General features: G+C 59.7%; 24 protein-coding genes. 20 read left to right on the top strand and 4 right to left on the bottom strand.

Going from position 1 to position 24,362, the window contains the following annotated elements:
- Window positions 1-324 precede the first annotated feature (324 nt).
- The 4 genes from ACYZTZ_RS20275 (at window position 325) to ACYZTZ_RS20260 (ending at window position 3,425) form a co-directional block, all read left to right on the top strand.
- Window positions 325-963: a TetR/AcrR family transcriptional regulator gene (locus tag ACYZTZ_RS20275; RefSeq protein ID WP_007945721.1), complete on the top strand. Its 639-nt coding sequence runs from the start codon at window positions 325-327 to the stop codon at window positions 961-963.
- Between the two features lie 139 nt (window positions 964-1,102).
- Window positions 1,103-2,071: a GTP 3',8-cyclase MoaA gene (locus ACYZTZ_RS20270; RefSeq protein WP_046049083.1), complete on the top strand. Its 969-nt coding sequence runs from the start codon at window positions 1,103-1,105 to the stop codon at window positions 2,069-2,071.
- Window positions 2,072-2,238: 167 nt separating this feature from the next.
- Entirely contained in the window at window positions 2,239-2,847 is a 609-nt protein-coding gene (locus ACYZTZ_RS20265) for a DUF4823 domain-containing protein (protein ID WP_461999510.1), read from the top strand.
- Between the two features lie 17 nt (window positions 2,848-2,864).
- Complete coding sequence (locus ACYZTZ_RS20260; protein WP_461999509.1) at window positions 2,865-3,425, top strand: DUF1285 domain-containing protein; 561 nt, start codon at window positions 2,865-2,867, stop codon at window positions 3,423-3,425.
- A gap of 60 nt (window positions 3,426-3,485) precedes the next feature.
- Here the strand turns inward: ACYZTZ_RS20260 and ACYZTZ_RS20255 are convergent, their stop codons facing one another.
- Complete coding sequence (locus ACYZTZ_RS20255) at window positions 3,486-4,358, bottom strand: esterase/lipase family protein (protein ID WP_461999508.1); 873 nt, start codon at window positions 4,356-4,358, stop codon at window positions 3,486-3,488.
- Window positions 4,359-4,549: 191 nt separating this feature from the next.
- Between ACYZTZ_RS20255 and ACYZTZ_RS20250 the strand changes: the two genes are divergently transcribed.
- The 10 genes from ACYZTZ_RS20250 (at window position 4,550) to ACYZTZ_RS20205 (ending at window position 15,483) form a co-directional block, all read left to right on the top strand.
- Complete coding sequence (locus tag ACYZTZ_RS20250; protein WP_046049087.1) at window positions 4,550-5,266, top strand: FadR/GntR family transcriptional regulator; 717 nt, start codon at window positions 4,550-4,552, stop codon at window positions 5,264-5,266.
- A gap of 24 nt (window positions 5,267-5,290) precedes the next feature.
- A complete protein-coding gene (locus ACYZTZ_RS20245; protein WP_461999507.1) occupies window positions 5,291-6,166 on the top strand; it encodes an SMP-30/gluconolactonase/LRE family protein in 876 nt (291 codons plus the stop codon).
- Window positions 6,167-6,364: 198 nt separating this feature from the next.
- On the top strand, window positions 6,365-7,183 hold the full coding sequence (locus tag ACYZTZ_RS20240) for an SDR family oxidoreductase (protein WP_095132073.1): 819 nt from the start codon (window positions 6,365-6,367) through the stop codon (window positions 7,181-7,183).
- A gap of 122 nt (window positions 7,184-7,305) precedes the next feature.
- On the top strand, window positions 7,306-8,310 hold the full coding sequence (locus ACYZTZ_RS20235; protein WP_461999506.1) for a substrate-binding domain-containing protein: 1,005 nt from the start codon (window positions 7,306-7,308) through the stop codon (window positions 8,308-8,310).
- A gap of 65 nt (window positions 8,311-8,375) precedes the next feature.
- Complete coding sequence (gene araG, locus ACYZTZ_RS20230; RefSeq protein ID WP_461999505.1) at window positions 8,376-9,920, top strand: L-arabinose ABC transporter ATP-binding protein AraG; 1,545 nt, start codon at window positions 8,376-8,378, stop codon at window positions 9,918-9,920.
- Window positions 9,921-9,929: 9 nt separating this feature from the next.
- On the top strand, window positions 9,930-10,898 hold the full coding sequence (gene araH / locus ACYZTZ_RS20225; protein ID WP_033056977.1) for an L-arabinose ABC transporter permease AraH: 969 nt from the start codon (window positions 9,930-9,932) through the stop codon (window positions 10,896-10,898).
- Window positions 10,899-11,164: 266 nt separating this feature from the next.
- Window positions 11,165-11,878 carry a GntR family transcriptional regulator gene (locus ACYZTZ_RS20220; RefSeq protein ID WP_008152295.1) on the top strand — a complete coding sequence of 238 codons (714 nt, stop codon included), beginning with the start codon at window positions 11,165-11,167 and terminating at the stop codon, window positions 11,876-11,878.
- A complete protein-coding gene (locus ACYZTZ_RS20215; RefSeq protein ID WP_461999504.1) occupies window positions 11,875-12,873 on the top strand; it encodes an ADP-ribosylglycohydrolase family protein in 999 nt (332 codons plus the stop codon). The genes ACYZTZ_RS20220 and ACYZTZ_RS20215 overlap by 4 nt, the downstream gene beginning before the upstream one ends.
- Window positions 12,874-13,094: 221 nt before the next feature.
- A complete protein-coding gene (locus ACYZTZ_RS20210) occupies window positions 13,095-14,561 on the top strand; it encodes a purine-cytosine permease family protein (RefSeq protein ID WP_461999503.1) in 1,467 nt (488 codons plus the stop codon).
- On the top strand, window positions 14,554-15,483 hold the full coding sequence (locus tag ACYZTZ_RS20205; protein ID WP_461999502.1) for a PfkB family carbohydrate kinase: 930 nt from the start codon (window positions 14,554-14,556) through the stop codon (window positions 15,481-15,483). The genes ACYZTZ_RS20210 and ACYZTZ_RS20205 overlap by 8 nt, the downstream gene beginning before the upstream one ends.
- 159 nt (window positions 15,484-15,642) lie before the next feature.
- On the opposite strand, the gene ACYZTZ_RS20200 is transcribed toward ACYZTZ_RS20205, so the two are convergent.
- Window positions 15,643-15,897: a hypothetical protein gene (locus tag ACYZTZ_RS20200; RefSeq protein ID WP_056742783.1), complete on the bottom strand. Its 255-nt coding sequence runs from the start codon at window positions 15,895-15,897 to the stop codon at window positions 15,643-15,645.
- Window positions 15,898-16,000: 103 nt separating this feature from the next.
- A complete protein-coding gene (locus ACYZTZ_RS20195) occupies window positions 16,001-17,206 on the bottom strand; it encodes an MFS transporter (RefSeq protein ID WP_461999501.1) in 1,206 nt (401 codons plus the stop codon).
- A gap of 208 nt (window positions 17,207-17,414) precedes the next feature.
- Here ACYZTZ_RS20195 and ACYZTZ_RS20190 point away from each other — a divergent pair, with 208 nt between their 5' ends.
- From ACYZTZ_RS20190 to ACYZTZ_RS20165, 6 genes are all read left to right on the top strand, one after another.
- A complete protein-coding gene (locus ACYZTZ_RS20190; RefSeq protein WP_461999500.1) occupies window positions 17,415-17,894 on the top strand; it encodes a GNAT family N-acetyltransferase in 480 nt (159 codons plus the stop codon).
- Window positions 17,895-18,085: 191 nt separating this feature from the next.
- A complete protein-coding gene (locus ACYZTZ_RS20185) occupies window positions 18,086-19,078 on the top strand; it encodes a 2-dehydro-3-deoxygalactonokinase (protein ID WP_461999499.1) in 993 nt (330 codons plus the stop codon).
- Between the two features lie 19 nt (window positions 19,079-19,097).
- A complete protein-coding gene (locus ACYZTZ_RS20180) occupies window positions 19,098-19,718 on the top strand; it encodes a 2-dehydro-3-deoxy-6-phosphogalactonate aldolase (protein ID WP_283188808.1) in 621 nt (206 codons plus the stop codon).
- Between the two features lie 46 nt (window positions 19,719-19,764).
- Window positions 19,765-20,913: a galactonate dehydratase gene (dgoD, locus tag ACYZTZ_RS20175; RefSeq protein ID WP_461999498.1), complete on the top strand. Its 1,149-nt coding sequence runs from the start codon at window positions 19,765-19,767 to the stop codon at window positions 20,911-20,913.
- A 160-nt stretch (window positions 20,914-21,073) separates the two neighbouring features.
- The gene (locus ACYZTZ_RS20170) at window positions 21,074-22,384 is read left to right on the top strand and encodes an MFS transporter (protein WP_149629305.1); all 1,311 of its coding nucleotides are present in this window, start codon (window positions 21,074-21,076) and stop codon (window positions 22,382-22,384) included.
- A 60-nt stretch (window positions 22,385-22,444) separates the two neighbouring features.
- The gene (locus tag ACYZTZ_RS20165; RefSeq protein WP_461999497.1) at window positions 22,445-23,248 is read left to right on the top strand and encodes an IclR family transcriptional regulator; all 804 of its coding nucleotides are present in this window, start codon (window positions 22,445-22,447) and stop codon (window positions 23,246-23,248) included.
- On the opposite strand, the gene ACYZTZ_RS20160 is transcribed toward ACYZTZ_RS20165, so the two are convergent.
- The gene (locus ACYZTZ_RS20160; RefSeq protein ID WP_461999496.1) at window positions 23,249-24,301 is read right to left on the bottom strand and encodes an NAD(P)-dependent alcohol dehydrogenase; all 1,053 of its coding nucleotides are present in this window, start codon (window positions 24,299-24,301) and stop codon (window positions 23,249-23,251) included.
- Window positions 24,302-24,362 lie beyond the last annotated feature (61 nt).

The raw sequence follows: 24,362 nt of genomic DNA, 5'->3' as shown, positions 1-24,362 counted from the left end.
CCGGGTTCTGGGGGGTGAATCCGGGTTAAGACCATTAGGAGTAAAACAAAGGCACGCGGTCCGTTGGTACCTATATCGGCGCAACACTTGGGGGAGATGTCCCGCCGACAGTTGAAGTATTGATCAGTATTGCGCCGAGTCCAGTTTACCGGCGCCGGTTTTTAAACAAATTTGGAATACGGGCGCTTCGGTTGAGTTCTCATTAATCTGCGAGGCTGCCGGAATTCATCAAGAAACATATATATGGTCGGATGATCCGTGCATTTTTGCGCAAGTTAGGCATAATACGCGGCTTCGAATTTTGACCCCTACAGACCTTTTCTTATGCATAAAGAACCTCGTAAGGTCCGTGAGTTTCGTCGCCGCGAGCAAGAAATTCTCGATACCGCGCTCAAGCTGTTCCTCGATCAAGGTGAAGACAGTGTCACCGTCGAGATGATTGCTGATGCCGTCGGTATCGGCAAAGGCACGATCTACAAGCACTTCAAATCCAAGGCCGAGATCTATCTGCGCCTGATGCTCGATTACGAGCGCGATTTGAACGAGCTGTTGCATTCGGCCGATGTCGACAAGGACAAGGAAGCCCTGTCCCGGGCCTACTTCGAATTCCGCATGCGCGACCCTCAACGCTATCGGTTGTTCGATCGCCTGGAAGAAAAGGTGGTCAAGGGCAATCAGGTGCCGGAGATGGTCGAGGAGCTGCACAAGATCCGCGCCTCGAATTTCGAACGCCTGACCCTGCTGATCAAGGGCCGGATCAGCGAAGGCAAACTTGAAGACGTTCCACCTTACTTCCATTACTGCGCATCCTGGGCGCTGGTGCACGGCGCCGTGGCGCTGTATCACTCGCCGTTCTGGAGCAATGTGCTGGAAGATCAGGAAGGTTTCTTCCAGTTCCTGATGGACATCGGTGTGCGCATGGGCAACAAGCGCAAGCGCGATAGCGACACCCCGAGCAGCTGAACCATTCAGTTGCCTTATTGCGCCATTATTTCGCTACGTGGCGCAGTACCGCAGGAATATACTCAGGCATAGGACTTGCTAAAACTTGATTTGTGAGTCAAGTTTTAGCGGTCCGAATATTCTTCCGCCGGAGTAGTCCATGATCGTTGACCGTCAAGGCAGGCGTTTTCGCAATTTGCGAATCAGTCTGACTTCCGCCTGCAATTACGCTTGTACCTATTGCGTGCCCAACGGCAAGCGGTTGGTGGCTGCGCAGGATGAATTGTCGGCCGAGGCCATGGCGCGTGGCGTGGCCTATCTGATTGAAGCGGCGGGCATCGAGCGTTTGCGCATCACCGGCGGCGAGCCGCTGGTCAGCCCCAAACTCGAAACCTTCATGACCGCTGTCGGGCAGATGGGCCTGGCGGACATCAGCCTGACCACCAACGGTCAGCTGCTGGCGAAGAAGCTGCCACTGCTGGTGGATGCCGGCATTCGTCGCATCAACGTTTCCCTCGATACCCTGGATGCCAGCGCCTTTCGCAGCATTGCCCGTGGCGGCGATCTGGCGACGGTGCTCGATGGTATGGATCAAGCCAGCGCCGCCGGCCTGAAGATCAAGGTCAATATGGTGCCGCTGCGTGGGCAGAACCTCGATCAGGTGATGCCGCTACTCGATTACTGTCTGGAGCGCGGCTATGAGCTTCGCTTCATCGAGTTGATGCGCATGGGCCACCTGGCTAGCGACTCCAATGCTTTCCTGCAACAGTTTGTCAGCCTTCAGCAGTTGCTGAGCCTGATCGGCGAGCGCTACGAATACCTTCAGGCCGATGCGCCGGTAGACGCCACCGCCGTGCGTTACCAGATTCCGGGGCAGGGCTACTTCGGGGTTATCGCCAACGAAAGCGTTCCTTTCTGCCGCACCTGTTCGCGGCTGCGTCTGTCCTCCACGGGCTGGCTGCATGGTTGCCTGTCGTCGAGCAACCGCCACTATGTCGGCGACCTGCTGGACAAGCCCCGTCATCAAGCGCTGCCCGCCTTGCAGAGACTCTTGGTGAAAGCCTTGGGCGATAAGCAGGAAGTGGCATTTTCTGGCGGCGCGACCATCATGAAAATCATCGGCGGCTGATCGAGCCTCATCGCGAGCAAGCTCGCTCCCACAGGTCCTGTGCCAACCCTGTGGGAGCGAGCTTGCTCGCGATGCGATCTGTGAGACGGTGCTGATCCCGAGCTGGCGCGGAAGCTGCATCCCATGGCCATTCGCCGGTTTTCCGTCACCGGCCTCTGGAGGGTAGGATGCGTAGCCTGGTTTTGCTGCTGGCCGTTTTGGCGCTTGGTGGCTGCATGAATGTCAGCGATCTGGCTGAAGGGACACGCTACCACATGAGCGACGCGGGGTTGCTCGACCATAGCGACAGCCGCCGTGTGAATAACCTGCGCATTCAACCGGACTCATTCGTCTATATCGCCCAGGGCGCCTTTGTGCCGCCAGGCAGTACTGTCTACCCACGACCTAACGTGATCGCCGAAGTCGCCTTCGATGGATTCGTCGAATACTTCCCTATGGTCCGCCGCGCCCGTGCCCCGGAAGGTCTTGATCAAGCCATGAGTGAAGCCCGTGCCGCCGGTGCCCATTACCTGCTCTATACCCGGTTCGCCAAGTCTGACGACCGTATCGGCAACTCGGACGAGTGGCTTGATCAGGAAGCCCTGGATCGCCTCGGTATCGACGGTGGTGTCATTCAAATCATGTTGATCGAGACCAGCACCCAGTATTTGATTGATACTGCACGCATCAAGGGTCGTGGCGGTTTACTGACGTTCCACGACAAAAAGCCGGAAGACCTGATGGGCCCGCCGCTGGAACAATACGCGCGCAGCCTGCTGGGGCTCAGCGACCAGTAATTCAAAAGGAGAACGCCATGAGTGGCCCGCAAAAAGCCAACGATCTGTTGGGGCAAATCCCCAAAACCAAAGGCTTGCCGCCGGTCCACCTGTGGAACCCCGACTTCTGCGGCGACATCGACATGCGTATCGCCCGTGACGGCACCTGGTATTACCTGGGCACGCCGATCGGACGCAAGCCGATGGTCAAGCTGTTCTCCACCATCATTCGCCGCGATGGTGACGATTACTTCCTCATCACCCCGGTCGAGAAGGTTGGCATCAAGGTCGACGATGCGCCCTTTGTGGCGATTGCCGTGGAGGTCGAAGGCGAAGGTGAAACCCAGGTCCTGCGCTTCACCACCAATGTTGACGAGACCGCCGAGGCCGGCACCGAACACCCCGTGCGCGTGGTGATCGACCCGGTCACGCAGGAACCGGCGCCGTACGTGCATGTGCGCACCAACCTCGAAGCCTTGATCCACCGCAACGTGTTCTACCAACTGGTGGAGCTGGCCGTCACCCGTGAGATCGACGGGCAGCGCTGGTTAGGCGTGTGGAGCGCTGGCGAGTTCTTCCCTATCGGGCTTGAGCCGTAACTCGCCAAGTTGCTGTGTTCTGGAAAATGGCCCGCTATTCAAGCGGGCCATTTTTTTTGCCTACAAACCTTTGTCCTTTAGCCGGGCAGCATGTTCAAGATAGAGGTGGACCGGGCTTACGTTCCAGCTCGTGATCCCGGCCATTTGATTGACTGCGTCGAAATGGTCCATCGGGTAATCCGAACGAATGACTTTGCCCAGGTGCGAGCTGTACTGTCCGACCAGCCCATCGTTGGCGTGTTTCTCTTTATAAAACAACTTCGACAGCACGATACAGTTCAAGTGAGACGGATCTAGAGGTTGCAGGCTTTGAAAGTTTTGCAGGATCCCGCTCCAGGAGTAGTAGTACACGCCGTTTTCAATTTCGTTGCCTTCCCCACCCCAATGTTGCGGTAGCCCTTGCGGGTACTTCTTGTTGAAGGCTGCCAAACCTGCGCTGGTCAGGGATTCGAAAGCCGCTTGAGGGTCCTGAGGGTTTTCCGGATGGTCGCTGATCAACGAAATGAAGATGCCGACGGCTTTGAACAGGGCGAGTACGAGGGCTTCGGGCAACTCACCCGGCGTCAGCGCCTTATGCAATTGGTCGGCAATCTCAGAGCCATGATTGGGGCAGCTGACAGACGTGACTGATGCGACCTTTTCCGGGTGTAACGCCGCTACGTAACGAGCAGCCAATGGACCTTGGCTGTGGCCGATAAGATTGACCTTGGCAGCTCCCGTTTCCTGCAATATGCGATTGACGTGTTCGAGCAGTTTTTTACCACGCTCCTCGTTTCCGTTAACGGCTGGAATGTTAACGGCAAACACCTTGGCCCCGGCATGTTCCAGAGCTTCCTTGATCTCGAAGAAGTAGGGGTAACCGGCAATTTTATCGAAGCCAAAAAGGCCGTGGACCAAAACAATCGGGTATTGCGTAGACGCATCCATGTTCATGCTGATACCTGTTGATAGCGGACTTTAGTTGCGCTTGATCTGTCGCGGCTAACCGTAGGTCACAAAGCGGGTTCGTTCAAATCGCCCCATCTGCCGTCAGGCAGAAAAATCAAATTGACACCCAATCGTATGATGATTAGCGTAGACACCCATCGCGAACGGCTGTGTGCCGTCCCTGAACTGAGGTGTCCATGTCCAGCAGTTTTCATGCGTCGACGGTCGATTGGCTGGGTTGCTGGATCGCCACGGGGCAGGTCAAACCGGGTGAGACGCTCAAGGTCGAAGCCGACCTGGGCGAGCAGCTCGGTGTCAGCCGCACCGTTATCCGCGAAGCCATCAAAACCCTGGTCGCCAAGGGCATGCTCGAAGTCGGGCCGAAGGTCGGCACGCGGGTGTTGCCGGTGCGCCGCTGGAACCTCTTCGATCCGCAAGTCGTAGGCTGGCTGTCACGCAGCGGCTTGCCGGAAAACTTCGTCGACGACTTGCTCGACTTGCGCCGCACCATCGAACCCATGGCCGTGCGCTGGGCTTGCGAGCGCGCTACCGTCGAACAGGTTCACGCCATCCTTCAGGCCTACAACGCATTGGAGCGGGCAGTGGACAGCGGCGTCGATTACAACCGCGCCGACCAGTTCTTCCACGAGTGCATCCTCGCTGCCAGCCACAATCAATTCATCGAACAAATGGTCCCGGCCCTCGGTGCGCTGTTGGCGGTGTCGTTCGAGGTGTCCGCCGCCGACCCGGACGAATTGCGCCGCACGCTACCGATTCACAAAGACATGGCCGAGGCCATCGCCGCCCGGGATGCCGCGCGGGGTGTCTGGGCCTGCATGACCCTGATCGATAACGCCGACCTGGCCATCAAGCGCTTCTACCCGCAAGTCATGGCCGACAAAAAGGCCAGCTGACAACAATAAAAAGCAGGAGGTTTCATGACGTGGACTGCGGTTACCGAACACCGGGCACAACTGGGTGAAGGCCCGTTCTGGGACGCGCCGACCCAGGCGCTGTACTGGGTTGATATCGCCGGTCAACAGGCGCTGCGGCTGATTGGCGCCAACGTGCAGATCTGGCAAATGCCCGAGCACGTGTCTGCCTTCATCCCTTGCGAACGCGGTGATGCGCTGGTGACGTTGAACAGCGGCGTGTATCGACTCGATCTTGATTCCCCTGGCCTGGAACCACGACTGACCTTGCTCTGCGTCGCCGATCCACAACCCGGCAATCGCGCCAATGAAGCCCGCTGCGATGCTCAAGGCCAGCTCTGGCTAGGCACCATGCAGAACAACATCGGCGAGCAGGGCGAAGACGTGCCCATCGTGCGGCGTTCCGGTGGCCTGTTTCGCATCGATCGCGATGCTCGGGTCACGCCGTTGCTTCGCGGGTTGGGCATTCCTAACACGTTACTGTGGAGCGACGACGCGACCACCGTGTATTTCGCCGACAGCCTCGACAACACGCTCTACCAGTACTTCATCCGCACCGACGGCAACCTCGACCCGGCCCGGGTCTGGTTCGGACCGCATGAGCGCGGCAAGCCGGATGGCTCGGCGATGGATGCCGAAGGTTACCTCTGGAACGCCCGCTGGGACGGTAGTTGTCTGCTCAGGCTGACCCCGGACGGGAAGGTTGATCGCGTGATCGAACTACCCATCAGCCGCCCGACCAGTTGCGTATTCGGCGGTGAAGATCTGAAAACCCTGTACATCACCAGCGCCACGAGCCCGCTCAACCATCCGTTGGACGGCGCGTTGCTGTCGATTCGAGTCGATGTGCCCGGAAAAACCTGTACTCGGTTTTCCGGATAAATCCCAAGATATGGGATGTAAAATTATATATTGAGATTATTTGGCAGTCGGGTTTATAGTCGGCTCCATCAGTTACACGCACTCACACTTAAAAAAACAAAACAGGTGAAGTGATGCAGCGATTTTCCAAAAAGCCTTTTGACCGGACATCGACAGATGCCCGGTTTTTGTCGTGCCTTCGAAAAGGAGTCTTGATCCATGGCTGAACCTCTTTCCTTGCCACCGGTGCCCGAACCGCCGAAGGGTGAGCGCCTGAAAAACAAGGTCGTGCTGCTGACCGGTGCTGCTCAGGGTATTGGCGAAGCGATTGTCGCGACCTTCGCTTCCCAGCAGGCCAAGCTGATCATCAGCGATATCCAGGGTGAGAAAGTCGAAAAAGTCGCGGCGTACTGGCGGGACAAAGGCTTCGACGTTCAGGCAATCAAGGCTGACGTTTCCAACCAGCAAGACCTGCACGCCATGGCCAGACTGGCGATCGATCTGCACGGTCGGATCGACGTGCTGGTCAACTGCGCCGGGGTCAACGTGTTCCGCGATCCGCTGGAAATGACCGAGGAAGACTGGCGTCGCTGCTTCGCCATCGACCTGGACGGCGCCTGGTATGGCTGCAAAGCGGTGCTGCCGCAGATGATCGAGCAGGGCATCGGCAGCATCATCAACATCGCCTCGACCCACTCCACTCACATCATTCCCGGCTGCTTCCCGTACCCGGTGGCCAAACATGGCCTGCTCGGACTGACCCGCGCTTTGGGCATCGAATATGCGCCGAAGGGCATTCGCGTCAACGCCATCGCGCCGGGTTACATCGAAACCCAGCTGAACGTCGATTACTGGAACGGTTTTGCCGACCCGCATGCCGAACGTCAGCGCGCCTTCGACCTGCATCCACCGCGTCGCATCGGGCAGCCAATCGAAGTCGCCATGACCGCTGTTTTCCTGGCCAGCGATGAAGCGCCGTTCATCAATGCCTCGTGCATCACCATCGATGGCGGTCGCTCGGTCATGTACCACGACTGAGTCAATCGGGTTTCAGGCGCGGAACTACGTCTGAAATCCAATCATCATACGATATGACTATTAGCTGCACAGTTTGATTGGCTTTCAAATAACACTCAAAAAAAATAACAAGGAGTCAGCTTATGAATCGTCGTCGTGGGATCCGTTCCCTGTGCTGTGCCGCTTTGGCGGTCACCGCGGTCAGCCTGAGCAGTTCATTACTGGCGGCCGAGGAAGTGAAGATCGGTTTTCTGGTCAAGCAGGCGGAAGAGCCCTGGTTCCAGACGGAATGGGCATTTGCCGAAAAGGCCGGGAAAGAGAAGGGCTTCACCGTCATCAAGATCGCCGTGCCGGACGGCGAGAAAACCCTCTCGGCCATCGACAGCCTCGCCGCCAACGGTGCCAAGGGCTTCGTGATCTGTCCGCCAGACGTGTCCCTGGGCCCGGCGATCATGGCCAAGGCCAAGCTCAACGGTTTGAAAGTCATCGCCGTCGATGACCGCTTCGTCGATGCCGGCGGCAAGTTCATGGAACACGTTCCGTACCTCGGCATGGCCGCGTTCGAAGTCGGCCAGAAGCAGGGCAGCGCCATGGCCTCCGAAGCGAAGAAACGTGGCTGGGACTGGAAAGACACCTACGCGGTGATCAACACCTTCAACGAACTCGACACCGGCAAGAAACGCACCGACGGTTCGGTGAAAGCGCTGGAAGACGCCGGCATGCCGAAAGACCACATCCTGTTCTCGGCACTGAAAACCCTCGACGTACCCGGCAGCATGGACGCCACCAACTCGGCGCTGGTGAAACTGCCGAGCGCGGCGAAAAACCTGATCATCGGCGGCATGAACGACAACACCGTGCTGGGCGGCGTGCGCGCCACCGAGAGCGCCGGTTTTGCCGCGGCCAATGTGATCGGCATCGGCATCAATGGCACCGACGCCATCGGCGAATTGAAGAAGGCCAACAGCGGCTTCTTCGGCTCGATGCTGCCGAGCCCGCACATCGAGGGCTACAACACCGCCAGCATGATGTACGAGTGGGTCACCACCGGCAAAGAACCGCCGAAGTACACCGCGATGGACGACGTGACGCTGATCACTCGCGAGAACTTCAAGCAGGAACTGGAAAAGATCGGCCTCTGGAACTGAGGCGCGGTTGATTTCATCGGTGGCCCTGGCGACGGGGCTGCCTGATCTGTGTGAAGAGGTGGGTTATGCACGCGCAATCAAAAACACAACAACACACTGCCAGCGGCAGCTTGCGCTTCAACGGGATCGGCAAGACCTTTCCCGGGGTGAAGGCACTGGATGGCATCAGCTTCGTCGCCCACCCGGGGCAGGTTCACGCTTTGATGGGCGAGAACGGCGCCGGCAAATCGACCCTGCTGAAAATCCTCGGCGGGGCTTACACCCCGAGCAGCGGCGACCTGCAGATTGGCGAGCAGGCGAGGGTCTTCAAGTCCACCGCCGACAGCATCGGCAGTGGCGTCGCCGTGATCCACCAAGAGCTGCATCTGGTCCCGGAAATGACCGTGGCAGAGAACCTGTTCCTCGGTCATCTGCCGGCCAGTTTCGGTCTGATCAATCGTGGCGCGTTGCGGCAACAGGCATTGGCCTGCCTCAAGGGCCTGGCCGATGAAATCGATCCGCAAGAGAAAGTAGGGCGCCTGTCCCTGGGTCAGCGGCAACTGGTGGAAATCGCCAAGGCCTTGTCCCGTGGGGCGCATGTGATCGCGTTTGACGAACCGACCAGCAGCCTGTCGGCGCGGGAGATTGATCGTTTGATGGCGATCATCGGTCGCCTGCGCGACGAAGGCAAAGTGGTGCTTTACGTCTCCCACCGCATGGAAGAAGTGTTCCGCATTTGCAACGCGGTGACGGTGTTCAAGGACGGTCGCTTTGTGCGCACGTTCGAGGACATGAGCGAGCTGACTCATGATCAGTTGGTGACCTGCATGGTCGGTCGCGACATTCAGGACATCTACGATTACCGCCACCGTCAGCGTGGCGCGGTGGCGCTCAAGGTCGACGGTTTGCTGGGGCCGGGTTTGCGTGAGCCGGTGAGTTTCGAGGTGCACAAAGGCGAGATTCTCGGGCTATTCGGTTTGGTCGGCGCCGGTCGTACCGAACTGTTCCGCATGCTCAGTGGCCTTGAGCGCAATACCGCCGGACGCCTGGAGTTGCGCGGTCATGAACTGAAGTTGCGTTCACCCCGTGATGCGATTGCCGCCGGGATTCTTCTGTGCCCCGAGGACCGCAAGAAAGAGGGCATCCTGCCGCTCGCCAGCGTCGCCGAGAACATCAACATCAGCGCCCGCGGCGCCCATTCCACCTTCGGTTGCCTGTTGCGTGGCCTGTGGGAGAAAGACAACGCCGACAAGCAGATCAAAGCGCTGAAAGTGAAGACCCCCAACGCGGCGCAGAAAATCATGTACCTGTCCGGCGGCAATCAGCAGAAGGCCATTCTCGGCCGCTGGCTGTCGATGCCGATGAAAGTCCTGCTGCTCGACGAACCGACTCGCGGCATCGACATCGGCGCCAAAGCCGAGATCTACCAGATCATTCACAACCTGGCCGCCAGCGGCATTGCGGTGATCGTGGTCTCAAGTGACCTGATGGAAGTGATGGGTATTTCCGACCGCATCCTGGTGCTCTGCGAAGGCGCGATGCGCGGCGAGTTGTCTCGCGCAGAGGCCAATGAATCCAACTTGCTGCAACTGGCTTTGCCGCGCCAACGCGCTGACGGCGTGGCGAACTGAGAGGTGACTATGACAATCCAAAACAATGCTTTGCCCACCCAGCGCAAACCTCTGGACCTGCGGCGCTTTCTCGATGACTGGGTGATGCTGCTGGCGGCCGTCGGGATCTTCGTGCTCTGCACCTTGCTGATCGACAACTTCCTCTCGCCGCTGAACATGCGCGGCCTGGGCCTGGCGATTTCGACGACGGGGATTGCTGCTTGCACCATGTTGTATTGCCTGGCGTCCGGGCACTTCGATTTGTCGGTGGGGTCGGTGATTGCCTGCGCCGGCGTGGTTGCGGCGGTGGTGATGCGCGACACCGACAGCGTGTTTCTCGGTGTGGTGGCGGCGCTGTTCATGGGGCTGATCGTCGGGTTGATCAACGGTATCGTGATCGCCAAGCTGCGGGTCAATGCATTGATTACCACGCTGGCGACCATGCAGATCGTTCGCGGCCTGGCTTACATCTTCGCCAATGGCAAAGCGGTCGGCGTGTCGCAAGAGCAGTTCTTTGTTTTCGGCAATGGCCAGTTGTTGGGTGTGCCGGTGCCGATCCTGATCACCATCGTCTGCTTCCTGTTTTTCGGCTGGCTGCTGAACTACACCACCTACGGGCGCAACACCATGGCCATTGGCGGTAACCAGGAAGCGGCGTTGCTGGCCGGGGTGAACGTTGACCGGACCAAGATCATTATCTTTGCCGTGCATGGGTTGATTGGTGCGTTGGCCGGGGTAATTCTGGCTTCGCGCATGACGTCCGGTCAGCCGATGATTGGCCAGGGTTTTGAGTTGACGGTGATTTCTGCCTGTGTGTTGGGCGGAGTGTCGTTGAGCGGCGGGATCGGCATGATCCGGCATGTGATTGCCGGGGTGTTGATTCTGGCGATCATCGAGAATGCGATGAACCTGAAGAATATCGATACGTTTTACCAGTACGTGATTCGCGGTTCGATTTTGCTGCTGGCCGTGGTCATTGATCGCCTCAAGCAACGCTGAGATCAAGATCCACCCCTCACCCCAGCCCTCTCCCCACAGGGGAGAGGGAGCCGATCTTCAAGCCTTTCAAAACCTGAGTTCGACTTGGTATCTCAGGTCGCAGTAAATCCTCCAAACCCCCTCGGTCAGCCCCCTCTACCCCCTGGGGAGAGGGTTGGGGTGAGGGGTGGATTCATCTGACACCACACCTCCGAACATCCCGCCTCTCGTCACTTCCCCTAAATATTCCTTGCCCGCCCAACCCCGTTTCGGTTATCACTTTGTACATGATTAGACAGGTACGATTTGACAAGAAACAACGGGTGGTCGATGAACTCATCCGGCGCATCGAAAGCGGCCTCATGGAGGACGGCTTTCTGCTGCCGGGCGAGCATCAATTGGCTCAAGAATTCAAAGTCAGCCGAGGAACGCTGCGCGAAGCCCTGGCCGAGTTGAAACGGCGCAACTACATCGCGACGCAAAGCGGGGTGGGCTCCATCGTCACCTTCGACGGTGTGGTGCTCGATCAGCGCAGCGGCTGGGCGCAGGCACTGGCCGACAGCGGGGCGCTGATCAATACCGAAGTGCTGCGGCTGGAGGCGGTCACCCGTCCTGACCTGTTGCCGCGTTTCGGCACCGACCAATTCATCACCCTCGACCGTCGCCGTCGTTCCAACGAAGGCAAGCTGGTCTCCCTTGAACGCTCATTGATGCCCGCCACCGGAGGCCTGGAAAGCCTGCCGCGGGTTGGCCTTATCGACAACTCCCTGACCATCACCCTGGCCGCCTACGGCTATATCGGCGAGCGCGGCGATCAATGGATCGGCGCCGAACCCTTGAACGCCGAAGATGCTGAACTGCTCGGCCGTCCGGAAGGCACGGTGTTCCTCAAGGCCTTGCGCACCACCTACGACCGGCAAAACCGATTCATGGAGCAGGTCGAGAGCTTGCTCGACCCGGTGCATTTTCGCCTGCACCTGCAGTTTGGAGAGTCAAAATGACCGCGCTCAACCGTGCTCTTGGCGCGTTCTACGGACTGGCTTTGGGCGATGCGTTGGGCATGCCGACCCAATCCCTGAGCCGCGCCGAGATCAAGGTGCGCTTCGGCAAAATCACTGATCTGGAAGACGCAGGTCCCGATCAACCGATCGCCGCCAACATGCTCAAAGGCTCGATCACCGATGACACCGAACAGGCGATTCTGGTCGGCCAATTGTTGGTCGACGGCGAGGGCCGGATCGAACCGTCGCTGCTCGCCCAACGGTTGATCGAATGGGAAGCCGCGATGCAGGCCAAGGGCTCGCAAGACTTGCTCGGCCCTTCGACCAAACGTGCCATCGAGATGATCCTCGCCGGCCACTCGCCGGAAGAAGCGGGGCGCTACGGCACCACCAATGGCGCGGCAATGCGCATCACGCCGGTCGGGATCGCGGCGGATGTCGCCAACCCTGAGCGTTTCATTAACGCTGTCGTGCAGGCTTGCCAGGTCACCCACAACACCACGCTGGGCATTTCCAGTGCGGCGGCGGTGGCGGCGGTGGTTTCGGCCGGTATCAACGGCATGGACCTGGGCGAGGCGTTGAACCTCGGCCAGCAAATCGCTCAACAAGCTGAAAGCCACGGTTATTGGGTGGCTGGCGGACGCATCGCCTCGCGCATCAGCTGGGCGCGGACCATCAGTGTCGACAGCGACAAGGCGTTGCTGGCGGATTTGATGTACGACGTGATCGGCACATCGGTGGCTTCACAGGAATCGGTGGTGGTCTCGTTTGCCCTGGCCCAGCAAGTGGCCATTGGTGAAATGAACGCGTTCGAAGCACTGTGCATGGCCGCGAGCCTTGGCGGTGACACCGACACCATCGCGGCGATTCTCGGCGCCATGCTTGGGGCTTGCCTGGGCCTTGAGAGTTGGCCGGCGGCGATGATCGACAAGGTCAAAACCGTTAACGATCTGGAGCTGGAACCGTTGGTGCAGGGGCTGTTGGCCTTGCGCTGATTGCACTGACGCCATCGCGAGCAAGCTCGCTCCCACAGGTACGGCGTGTACCTGAAGACTTGCACTGTCCCTTGTGGGAGCGAGCTTGCTCGCGATGGACGCGCCGCCTACTTGAATTTTTCACCGCAATGGATCGCACGAACTTGGCCAGGACAGCCGGGATGTTGTTTCGTCTTCCGTCATTGCCCACAACCACAACAAAGGCAACAGGAGCATTTCACATGAGTTCATCGAACGTCGGGCCAAGCGCCGGGCAACTGGAAACCCGTGGCATCGAGCCCGTGCCGGAAGCGGAGTGCAACGGTCATCCGCTGCAGCTGTTCTGGGTCTGGTTTGCTGCCAACATCTCCATCCTCGGCTTGCCGCTGGGCGCGACCCTTGTAGCCTTTCGCGGCTTGGCGATCTGGCAGGCGATCATCGTCGCGATCCTGGGTGCTGCCGGTTCCTTCGCGGTGGTCGGGATCATCTCCATTGCCGGTCGCCGTGGTCGCGCCCCAAGCCTGACGTTGTCGCGAGCGATCTTCGGCGTACGCGGCAACATCGGCCCGACCCTGGTCTCGCTGATGTCGCGTCTGGGCTGGGAAACCGTCAACACCACCACCGCCGCGTTCGTGCTGTTGTCGCTGTGCTCGATCCTGTTCGGCTCGCCGGTGGAAGCCAAAAGCGCACCCGTGCTGACGTTGATCTTCATTGCGATTTTCGTACTGCTGACCCTGTCGGTGTCGGGCCTCGGTCACGCCACCTTGCTGGTGATCCAGAAGTGGGCAACCTACGTGTTCGGTGCGCTGAACATTCTGGTCGGCGGTTTCCTCTGCGCCACTATCGACTGGAGCGCGGTGTTCAACGCCACGCCGGCACCGCTTAGCGCAATGATCATCGGCGTCGGCACCATGGCTGCCGGCACCGGGATCGGTTGGGCCAACGCCGGTGCCGACATGTCGCGCTACCAGCACCGCAGCGTCAAAGCCGCACGTCTGGTGGCGTCGGCAGCGTTTGGTGCGGGGATTCCGCTGGTGCTGCTGATCACCCTCGGCGGCCTGCTGTCAGTGGGCAACAACGACCTGGCCTCGGCCACTGATCCGATCATCGCGATCCGCGACATGCTGCCGACCTGGATGGCCGTGCCGTACCTGATCACCGCGTTCGGCGGGCTGCTGCTGTCGAACAACCTGTCGGTGTACTCCGCCGGTTTGACTACGCTGACCCTCGGCCTGAAGGTCAAGCGCGTTTACGCGGTGGTTGTCGACATCGTCGCGATCTTCGCTGGTTCGATCTATTTCATGCTGATCGCCGACAGTTTCTACGGCCCGTTCATTACCTTCATTTCGCTGTTGGCGGTGCCGATCACCGCGTGGGTCGGGATCTTCGTCGTCGACCTGATTCATCGTCATTACTACAGCCCAAAAGACCTGCTGGACGTCAGCCCGAGCAGTGCTTACTGGTACAGCGGCGGTATCGAGTGGCGTGCTTTCGGTGCGTGGGCATTGGCGATCGTGCTGGGCTTCAGCTTCACCACCATCGGTACGACCGAACAAACCGTGTGGTTCCGCGGTTTCCTGTCCGACTCCTGGCTGGGCCATAACGGCCTCGGCTGGATCGTGACGTTCCTGGTGGCGGGTGGCATTTATTTTGTACTCGGTGGCGCCAAGGATCGTCGTGCCGCGATGACTGAGAACGCTCATGCCTAGATTGCTGCACACCGGCCAGGTCATGATCGACCTGGTCATGGCCGTGGATAAACTGCCGCATTCGGGCGGCGACGTGCTGGCGCAATCCGCCAGTTTCGAGGCTGGCGGCGGCTTCAATGTGATGGCTGCCGCCCAGCGCAATGGTTTGCCGGTGGTTTACCTCGGGCGCCACGGAACAGGGCGTTTCGGTGATCTTGCCCGTGAGGCGATGAAGGCTGAAGGTATCCGGATTGGCATTGAGAGCAGCACCGAACGGGATACGGGATTGTGCGTCGCGGTAACCGAAGCCTCGGCCGAACGCAGTTTCATTTCCTATATCGGTGCCGAAGGTGAGCTGACGGCCGAGGATCTGGCCAGCGTGCCGGCCGAGGCGGGTGACTATGTCTACGTCAGCGGCTACAGCCTGCTGCATGGCGGTAAAGCCCAGGCGCTGGTGGATTGGGTGCTGGATTTGCCGCGAGGAATCAACGTGGTTTTCGATCCGGGCCCGCTGGTGGATTCGCCGGATGAGCCGTTGATGCAAGCCTTGCTGGCGCGCATCGATCTGTGGACCAGCAATAGTGTCGAGGCGTTGAAGTTTACCGGTGCGTTGGACATTGCCGAGGCATTGAACCGGTTGGCCGATCATCTGCCGGTCGACGTCTTGATGGTGGTGCGTGACGGCCCGCAAGGGTGCTGGATCAGCCAGCGTGGAGACCGCCAGCATGTGCCGGGTTTCAAGGTTGAGGCAGTGGACAGCAACGGCGCGGGGGATGCGCATGCCGGGGTGTTTGTGGCCGGGTTGGCGCGAGGACTGTCGGCAGGTGAGGCGGCGCGGCGGGCCAATGCGGCGGCTGCGTTGGCGGTGACTCGATGGGGGCCGGCGACTTCGCCGGGGACTGCTGAGGTGGATGAGTTGATCAGGAAGACTTTCGGTGCCTGATCGGCCGCTATCGCGAGCAAGCTCGCTCCCACAGGGGATTTGTGTCGTTCACAGATTCAGTGTGGGAGCGAGCTTGCTCGCGATGGGGCCATAAGATTCACCATCAATCCTGACCTTACCCGGTCGCAGCCGCGCACGACTGCGACCTGAATCGTCTTGTTAAACGTCCAGCTTGCGCGCCGCCTCCACCCCAGCGGCACTGAGTTTGATCGGCAGGTTCAACGAGTGCTCACCGGCCTCGTTGCAGATCACATGACCATGCTGGATCAATCCACGATCCTGCAGCGTGGCGAGGGTGCTGGCCACGACTCTCTCCCCCCGGTAATTGTCCAGGACCTCTTTGCCCAAACCGATTGGATGGGCGTGCAGCAGACGGGTCAGGACTTCTTTCTCAAGGTTTTTATCGACGTTCATGGTTACCTCTTCATGGATGTGGATAGGTCCATTTAATTAGAGTCCTTTACTAGAGGTTGGTCCGCACCCGATTGGGATTGGTGCCTGATGAACGACGAACGGTCTAGGCCTGCTGCAGCGCTTTGCTGGTAACGGCTCGGCGCCAGACCAGCCGGCCGACGCTGATCAGCCAATTCAGTACAGCAACCGCCAATACCGTGAGCAACAGCGTCGCCATCCCCTGTTCCACGATGATTTTCCCGGCCAGCAACGGGAAGCCAAACACGCCGATAAAGTAGGACAGGCTGAACAGCAGCAAGGATTGCGCGGTGGTGCCGTGCGGTGCCTCGTTGGCCGCCAGGCCGTTGATCACCGAATAGGTCAGCCCGTAACCGACCCCGAGCATCACCGCCGCCAGCACGTAGCTGACCCCGTCGTCGACGACAAACCCGAACATCAGGATCGAGCCCATCATCAAGCCCGACAACAGGCAGGACGCCCGGAACGGGTCGCGCTTGACCACGAAACCGGCGATCAGCATTCGGCTGCTGATCGCTGCGCTCATGAAGCCGAGGAAGAACAATGAATAGTCGAGTGAACGCGCCGCCGCATAGCTGGTTTGAAAACTCGACAGACCACCGAAAACGCAACCGCCAAGGCCGACCATGATGATCGGAAACACCGCTCTGGACGACAGCACTTGCACCGCTGCACGCCATGAAATTCGCGACACCGCTGCCGAGTGGCCCGGCGCTTTTTTCAGATGCGAATCCAACCGCCAGAACAGCAACACGCCGATCAGGCTGGCCAGCGCCGCGAGGTAAAACGCCGCGGTGATCGGATAGCCGAGGGCACTGGCAGCGCGACCTAACAAGGGACCGCTGCCAATCCCGGTCATCATGCTGCCCGACAACAGCGCAAAGTATTTCGCGCGTTGGGCAGGCGTTACCAGACTCGCCACAATGATCGGCCCCAAGGTGTAGAACACGCCCCAACCCAGCCCCAGCAATAGCCCGAAAAACAACAGCAGATTGCCGAACCCTGGCGCCAAGGCGAAGCCCAGGCTGGCGGCCACCAGCAAGACGCCGAACAGCGCAATCGAGCGCGCCGCGCCGAGCAAATCGGACAAGTGCCCGGAGACGATCACCGCTGCAAACGTACTGAGCATCGCCGCCGAAATCACACTGCCGGCATCGTGCTCGTTGCCGCCGCGGGAACCGATCAACAACGACAGCAAAAAGGTCGAGCCATAGGACAGCGACAGCAAATAGCTGGCGAGGCAAAACAGGCCGAACAACCTGCTTGAGACTTGGGGTGTTGCACTAGGCATGACGCGGTTCCTTGACCCGATAGAAGAGAGCTTCATCTATCTATCATGCAAGGCGCTGATGTTAGGTCTGAGGTTATCGATTTCAGGGTTAGTGTTGGCCGGAGTAAAGCCTTCAGCAGGTGCCACGGATGACGTTTTGATTTCATATGTGACGAGCGCCGTTTGCCGCCTTAGTATGGCGTTTTCAACTTTTGACGAAGGCACGTCCATGACGATCGAGATCCGCCCGGCGACCCCGAGCGATGCACCGCAAATCCTCGGGTTCATCACTGAACTGGCCGACTACGAACGTGCCCGCCACGAAGTCATCGCCAGCGTCGCCGACATCGAGCGCAGCCTGTTCAGCGAAGGCGCCACCGCCCACGGCCTGATCTGTTTGCGCGACGGTATTCCGATCGGCTTCGCGGTGTTTTTCTTCAGCTATTCCACGTGGCTGGGCAGCAACTGCCTGTACCTCGAAGACCTCTACATCACCCCTGATCAGCGTGGCGGCGGCGCGGGCAAAACCTTGCTGCGTCACCTGGCGAAAATCGCCTGCGCCAATGATTGCGGTCGATTTGAGTGGAGCGTGCTGGACTGGAACAAACCGGCGATCGAGTTCTACAAGTCATTGGGTGCGCAGCCGCAGGAAGAGTGGGTGCGGTATCGGATGGACGGGGCGGTGTTGCGGGAGTTTGCCGAGGGCTAGATCGCACCGGCGTCTATTAAAGATCGCAGCCTTCGGCAGCTCCTACACCTATCCGTAGGAGCTGCCGAAAGCTGCGATCTTTTTTTGACTGCATCCCAATATATGGGAGTTATATTTATATATTGAGATTTTTATGCGTCCGGGTTTATAGTCCAGCTCACTCACTGCCAATAAACAAAACAGGTGAAGCGATGCTGGCGCAATTGATCGCGCTCGATTGGGGGACAACCTCATTACGTGCTTACAAACTCGCCGCGGGTGGCCAGGTGCTCGAACAGCGTTCGCTGTCGTCGGGGATCATGCAGCTGCCCAGGACGCCGCGAATGATCGCGGGTCAGGAATGTGCCGAAGGTTTTGAACTGGCCTTTGACGAGGCCTGCGGTGACTGGCTCGACGCGCAGCCCGATTTGCCGGTGATTGCGTGCGGCATGGTCGGCAGCGCACAAGGTTGGCGTGAAGCGGCTTACCGCGATACGCCGGCGAACGTCGCCAATCTCGGAATCTCCCTACAAACGGTTCGCAGTCTTCGCGGTGTCGATGTGCACATCGTGCCGGGCGTGATTCAGCGGTCTCGTTTGCCAAACGTGATGCGCGGCGAAGAAACCCAAGTGCTCGGCGTTCTGCACAATCTGCCGGGCGAGGCGGGCAACGATCTGTTGATCGGCCTGCCGGGCAGTCATTCGAAGTGGGTGGAAGTGGCCGACGGCTGCATCGTGCATTTCGATACCTTCATGACCGGCGAAGTCTTCGCCGTGCTCAGCGAACACAGCATTCTCGGGCGCACCCAGCAAAAGGGCGCGTCCTTCGATGGCCACGCCTTTGATCGTGGTGTGCAGGTGGCGCTGTCGGCGGATGGCGAGATCGGGCCGTTGTCGACATTGTTCAGTGCCCGCAGCCTCGGTTTGACTGGCGAACTCAGCGCCACCGCCCAACCGGATTACTTGTCCGGTCTGTTGATCGGCCATGAACTGTCAGCGTTGGCGAGTGTTCAGCGACGCCGCCGCAACAGCGTTCATTTGCCTTCGATCATCCTCATCGGTAATTCCCAACTCTGTGCCCGCTACAGCCGGGCGCTCGACGCCTGCGGTTTTGCCCGGGTGACCCTGGCCGAACAGGCCACCGAACGCGGCTTGTGGCAGTTGGCGGTTGCCGCTGGACTGATCACACCCAACCCATCCCGTTAAACCTGACTGGAGGTCTGACATGCTCAAGCAAGCATTGGCGCAAAACGGTCTGATCGCGATTTTGCGTGGCCTGCGCCCGCAAGAAGCGGCAGCCATCGGCGAAGTCCTTTACGCCGCCGGATTTCGCGTCATCGAAGTGCCGCTCAATTCCCCTGAGCCGTACGAAAGTATCCGCATCCTGCGCAGTACCTTGCCCGCCGATTGCCTGATCGGCGCGGGCACGGTGCTGACGCCGGAGCAGGTGGAGCAAGTGAAAGCGGCGGGCGGTCAGGTGATCGTCATGCCGCACAGCGATGCCAAGGTGTTGCGCGCAGCGAAAGCGGCGGGGTTGTTCCTGTCGCCGGGTGTGGCGACGCCGACTGAAGCCTTTGCGGCATTGGCCGAAGGGGCGGACGTGCTGAAGATGTTCCCGGCCGAGCAGATGGGCCCGGCAGTCGTCAAAGCCTGGCTCGCAGTGCTGCCTGCGGGAACGATTCTGGCGCCGGTCGGCGGGATCACGCCGGACAACATGCAGGTGTTTATCGACGCGGGCGTCAAAGGTTTCGGCCTCGGTTCCGGGTTGTTCAAACCGGGCATGACGCCAGATGAAGTGGCGGCCAATGCCAAGGCATATGTCGCTGCATGGAACGCTCTGCGTTAAGACTTTTTGGCGCCGAGCGCGCTACATCTATAAGAGAGACAAAAAGATGAAAATCACCAAACTCACCACCTTCATCGTTCCGCCGCGCTGGTGCTTCCTCAAGATCGAAACCGACGAGGGCGTGACCGGCTGGGGCGAACCCGTGGTCGAGGGCCGCGCTCACACTGTCGCTGCCGCCGTTGAAGAATTATCCGACTACCTGATCGGCAAAGACCCACGCAACATCGAAGACATCTGGACCGTGCTGTACCGCGGCGGCTTCTACCGGGGTGGCGCGATCCACATGAGCGCCCTGGCCGGTATCGATCAGGCGTTGTGGGACATCAAGGGCAAGGCTTTGGGTGTGTCGGTCAGCGACCTGCTCGGTGGGCAGGTGCGGGACAAGATTCGCGTCTATTCGTGGATCGGCGGCGACCGGCCGGCGGACACCGCTCGCGCTGCGAAGGAAGCCGTCGAGCGTGGTTTCACTGCGGTGAAAATGAACGGCACCGAAGAGCTGCAATTCCTCGATTCCTTCGAAAAAGTCGACCTGGCCCTGGCCAACGTCGGCGCCGTGCGCGATGCGGTGGGCCCGAACGTCGGCATCGGCGTCGATTTCCATGGCCGGGTGCACAAGCCCATGGCCAAAGTCCTGATGAAGGAACTCGACCCGTACAAACTGATGTTCATCGAAGAGCCGGTGCTCAGCGAAAACTACGAAGCGCTGAAAGAATTGGCGCCGCTGACCAGCACCCCGATTGCCCTCGGTGAGCGGCTGTTCTCGCGCTGGGATTTCAAGCGTGTGCTCAGCGAAGGTTATGTCGACATCATTCAGCCGGACGCGTCTCACGCCGGCGGTATCACCGAAACCCGCAAGATCGCCAACATGGCTGAAGCCTACGACGTGGCGCTGGCGCTGCACTGCCCGCTGGGCCCGATTGCACTGGCGGCGTGTTTGCAGCTGGATGCGGTTTGCTACAACGCGTTCATCCAGGAACAGAGCCTGGGCATTCATTACAACGAGAGCAATGACCTGCTGGATTACGTCAAGGATCCGCGGGTGTTCGACTACGACAAGGGCTTCGTGAAGATCCCCAATGGCCCGGGCCTGGGGATCGAGATCAACGAGGAGTACGTGATCGAACGCGCGGCCGTCGGCCACCGCTGGCGCAACCCGATCTGGCGCCATGCCGATGGCAGTTTTGCTGAGTGGTGAGTTTTATCTGACCCCACAGTTCCAATGTGGGAGCGGGCTTGCTCGCGAAGGCGGTTGATCATTCAACATTGATGTCGACTAACACACCGCTTTCGCGAGCAAGCCCGCTCCCACACTTGATCTACGTCGACCTCAATAAACATAAGAAGAGGCATTCCCCATGCAACCGCAAACCCTTACCGGGCAGGCGTCGTTGGTGACGCCCAGTCGCAAGCGTTTTTTCATCATGGTGTTGCTGTTTATCACCGTGGTGATCAACTACCTGGACCGCAGCAACCTGTCCATCGCCGCCCCGGCGCTGACCAGCGAACTGGGTATCGACCCGATCCACGTCGGGCTGATTTTCTCGGCATTCGGCTGGACTTACGCCGCGATGCAAATCCCCGGCGGCTGGCTGGTGGATCGCGTCCCGCCGCGCATCCTTTACAGCGTCGCGCTGCTGCTGTGGTCGATCGCCACAGTGATGCTCGGCTTCGCCGCCAGCTTCATCGCACTGTTCGTATTGCGTATGGCAGTCGGTGCACTGGAAGCACCGGCGTACCCGATCAACAGCCGTGTGGTCACTACCTGGTTCCCCGAGCGCGAACGCGCCACAGCCATCGGTTTCTACACGTCCGGGCAATTCGTCGGACTGGCGTTCCTGACGCCGGTGTTGGCCTGGCTGCAGCATCAATATGGCTGGCACATGGTGTTTGTCAGCACCGGTGCGGTGGGCATTCTCTGGGCGGTGATCTGGTACGCGGTGTATCGCGAGCCACGGGATTTCAAAGGCGCCAATGACGCCGAAATCGACCTGATCCGCGAAGGTGGCGGGCTGGTGGATATCCAGGCTGAACAAGCCAAGGTCAAAGCCAAGTTCAGCTGGACCGATCTCGGCATCGTGCTGACCAAACGCAAGTTGTGGGGCATTTACCTCGGTCAGTTCTGCCTCAACTCGACGTTGTGGTTTTTTTTGACGTGGTTCCCGACCTACCTGGTGAAGTATCGCGGCATGGACTTCATCAAGTCCGGCCTGTTGGCGTCGCTGCCGTTTCTCGCCGCCTTCGTCGGTGTGCTATGTTCCGGGTTCTTTTCCGACTGGCTGATCCGCCGCGGCTACACCGTGGGTTTCGCCCGCAAGCTACCGATCATTGGCGGCCTGCTGATTTCCACCTCGATCATCGGCGCCAACTTCGTCGAGTCGACACCGCTGGTGATTGCCTTCCTCGCGTTGGCGTTCTTCGGCAACGGGCTCGCGTCGATCACTTGGTCGCTGGTTTCAACGTTGGCCCCGGCGCGCTTGCTCGGGTTGACTGGTGGTGTGTTCAACTTCATCGGCAACCTGTCGGCGATTACCACGCCGATCGTCATCGGTTTCCTCGCCACCGGTGATTCGTTCGCTCCGGCGATCACCTATATCTCGGTTTTGGCGTTGATCGGCGCGCTTTCCTACATCTTGCTGGTCGGCAAAGTCGAGCGTATCAAGTTGTAGTTGCGGCATGCGGGCGACCATAATGCCGCCCGTTCACTCGCTCAACGGTAAAGGCTGGATATGCAGGAAGACGCCCCAAAAATCGCCAAGGACGCCGCACCGACCGGCACCCAGACACTGCTTCGTGGCTTGGGTGTGGTTCAGGCGGTGGCCAGTGGCGCCCGCGATCTCAAGGAAATCGCCCGGCTGATCGGCACCACGCGCAGCACCACTCATCGTCTGGCCAGTTGCCTTGTGGACGAGCGTTATCTGCGGGTGGTGCCGCAAGTCGGTTATTTGTTGGGGCCGAAGCTGATCGAACTGGGTTTCCAGGCACGCGAAGAGCTGCCGCTGGTGACTCTTGCCGGACCGTATCTGGATGAGTTGTCGGCGTTGACCGGTGACACCATTCACTTGGCGATTCGTGAAGGCGATGAGGTGCTGTACCTGCACAAGAATCCGGGGCGAAATGGCCCGGAAATGCGTTCGCGTGTCGGCCATCGCATGCCGTTGGCGCGTACCGGGATCGGCAAGGCGTTGATGCTCGATGACTCGCAGGAAGAATGGCAGCGGCTGTACGAAGTCAGTTTGCCAGCGGGTGGGAAAAATCAGTTTTGGCCGCAGCACCCGGAGCAGTCCTGGGAGCAGTTTCAGCAGCGCATGGTGGAATATGTGGCGGGCGGTTATGCGTTCGATCTGGAAGACAACGAACCGTCGATCCGCTGTGTGGCGGCGCCGATCCGCGATGCCAGCAAACGTATCGTCGCCGGTATCAGCATCGCCAGCACCGTGCCGTATATGCCACTGGAGAAAATGGCCGAGCTGATTCCCCTGATCAAAGGGGTCACAGCTCGGCTGTCGGCGGAGCTTGGCGCTAAGGTCTGATTAGACCTTCAGCGTGGCCATATCGATGACGAAGCGGTACTTCACGTCACCCGCGATCATGCGGGTGTAAGCCTCGTTGATCTGGCGGATGTCGAGCATTTCGATGTCGCAGGTGATGTTGTGCTCGGCGCAGAAATCCAGCACCTCCTGGGTTTCGGCGATACCGCCGATCAGCGAGCCGGCCAGCACACGACGGCCCAATACAAGTTTGGCGGCGTGGACCGGTGGATCGACCGGTTCGATCAAGCCCACCAGAATGTGCACGCCGTCGAAACGTAGCGTATCGAGGTAGGGATTGAGGTCATGCTGCACCGGAATGGTGTCCAGCAGGAAGTCGAAATGTCCTGCCGCGGCCTTCATCTGTTCGGCATCGGTGGACACGATCACGTGGTCCGCACCCTGGCGACGACCTTCTTCAGCCTTGCTCGCCGAGCGGGTGAACAGCGTGACTTCAGCGCCCATCGCCTTGGCGAACTTGATGCCCATGTGGCCGAGGCCGCCCATGCCGAGAATCCCGACCTTGTCGCCCGCTTTCACGCCGTAGTGCTTGAGCGGCGAGTAGGTGGTGATGCCGGCACACAGGATCGGCGCGGCGCTGGCCGGGTCGAGTTTTTCCGGGATGCGCACCACGAAGTGTTCGCTGACCACGATGCTGTCGGAATAGCCGCCCATGGTGTTGCTGCCATCGACGCGGTCCGGGGTGGCGTAGGTCATGGTCGGACCTTCGAGGCAGTATTGCTCGAGGTTCGATTGGCAGGCTTCGCAGCTGCGGCACGAATCGACCATGCAGCCGACGCCAACCAGATCGCCGACTTTATGTTGGGTGACGTTCGCACCGACGGCGGTAACTTTGCCTACGATCTCGTGGCCGGGCATCAGTGGGTAAACGGCAATGCCCCACTCGTTGCGTGCCTGATGGATGTCGGAATGGCAGACGCCGCAGTAGAGAATGTCGATCGCGACGTCGTCGGTCCGTGGGCTGCGGCGCTCGAATTTCATGGGGGCGAGGGGAGTGGTGGCCGACTGGGCGGCGTATCCGATGGCGGTGTACATGAGGAACCTCGCAAAAGCTGTGACGGGTGAGGTGGCGCATTCTGGGCGCCGCACCGGCCAC

Source organism: Pseudomonas sp. LB3P58 (genome assembly GCF_054897895.1).
This window is presented reverse-complemented; position numbering and strand designations above follow the sequence as displayed.

Bases quoted from the DNA above. Each gene is read 5' to 3' on its own strand.
- ACYZTZ_RS20165 (WP_461999497.1), top strand. From the start codon at position 22,445: ATGCAGGAAGACGCCCCAAAAATCGCCAAGGACGCCGCACCGACCGGC.
- ACYZTZ_RS20180 (WP_283188808.1), top strand. From the start codon at position 19,098: ATGCTCAAGCAAGCATTGGCGCAAAACGGTCTGATCGCGATTTTGCGT.
- ACYZTZ_RS20275 (WP_007945721.1), top strand. From the start codon at position 325: ATGCATAAAGAACCTCGTAAGGTCCGTGAGTTTCGTCGCCGCGAGCAA.
- araH (WP_033056977.1), top strand. From the start codon at position 9,930: ATGACAATCCAAAACAATGCTTTGCCCACCCAGCGCAAACCTCTGGAC.
- ACYZTZ_RS20185 (WP_461999499.1), top strand. From the start codon at position 18,086: ATGCTGGCGCAATTGATCGCGCTCGATTGGGGGACAACCTCATTACGT.
- ACYZTZ_RS20260 (WP_461999509.1), top strand. From the start codon at position 2,865: ATGAGTGGCCCGCAAAAAGCCAACGATCTGTTGGGGCAAATCCCCAAA.
- ACYZTZ_RS20190 (WP_461999500.1), top strand. From the start codon at position 17,415: ATGACGATCGAGATCCGCCCGGCGACCCCGAGCGATGCACCGCAAATC.
- ACYZTZ_RS20255 (WP_461999508.1), bottom strand. From the start codon at position 4,358: ATGAACATGGATGCGTCTACGCAATACCCGATTGTTTTGGTCCACGGC.
- ACYZTZ_RS20160 (WP_461999496.1), bottom strand. From the start codon at position 24,301: ATGTACACCGCCATCGGATACGCCGCCCAGTCGGCCACCACTCCCCTC.
- ACYZTZ_RS20215 (WP_461999504.1), top strand. From the start codon at position 11,875: ATGACCGCGCTCAACCGTGCTCTTGGCGCGTTCTACGGACTGGCTTTG.
- ACYZTZ_RS20250 (WP_046049087.1), top strand. From the start codon at position 4,550: ATGTCCAGCAGTTTTCATGCGTCGACGGTCGATTGGCTGGGTTGCTGG.
- ACYZTZ_RS20170 (WP_149629305.1), top strand. From the start codon at position 21,074: ATGCAACCGCAAACCCTTACCGGGCAGGCGTCGTTGGTGACGCCCAGT.
- ACYZTZ_RS20195 (WP_461999501.1), bottom strand. From the start codon at position 17,206: ATGCCTAGTGCAACACCCCAAGTCTCAAGCAGGTTGTTCGGCCTGTTT.
- ACYZTZ_RS20205 (WP_461999502.1), top strand. From the start codon at position 14,554: ATGCCTAGATTGCTGCACACCGGCCAGGTCATGATCGACCTGGTCATG.
- ACYZTZ_RS20235 (WP_461999506.1), top strand. From the start codon at position 7,306: ATGAATCGTCGTCGTGGGATCCGTTCCCTGTGCTGTGCCGCTTTGGCG.
- ACYZTZ_RS20210 (WP_461999503.1), top strand. From the start codon at position 13,095: ATGAGTTCATCGAACGTCGGGCCAAGCGCCGGGCAACTGGAAACCCGT.
- araG (WP_461999505.1), top strand. From the start codon at position 8,376: ATGCACGCGCAATCAAAAACACAACAACACACTGCCAGCGGCAGCTTG.
- ACYZTZ_RS20240 (WP_095132073.1), top strand. From the start codon at position 6,365: ATGGCTGAACCTCTTTCCTTGCCACCGGTGCCCGAACCGCCGAAGGGT.
- ACYZTZ_RS20220 (WP_008152295.1), top strand. From the start codon at position 11,165: ATGATTAGACAGGTACGATTTGACAAGAAACAACGGGTGGTCGATGAA.
- ACYZTZ_RS20200 (WP_056742783.1), bottom strand. From the start codon at position 15,897: ATGAACGTCGATAAAAACCTTGAGAAAGAAGTCCTGACCCGTCTGCTG.
- dgoD (WP_461999498.1), top strand. From the start codon at position 19,765: ATGAAAATCACCAAACTCACCACCTTCATCGTTCCGCCGCGCTGGTGC.
- ACYZTZ_RS20265 (WP_461999510.1), top strand. From the start codon at position 2,239: ATGCGTAGCCTGGTTTTGCTGCTGGCCGTTTTGGCGCTTGGTGGCTGC.
- ACYZTZ_RS20245 (WP_461999507.1), top strand. From the start codon at position 5,291: ATGACGTGGACTGCGGTTACCGAACACCGGGCACAACTGGGTGAAGGC.
- ACYZTZ_RS20270 (WP_046049083.1), top strand. From the start codon at position 1,103: ATGATCGTTGACCGTCAAGGCAGGCGTTTTCGCAATTTGCGAATCAGT.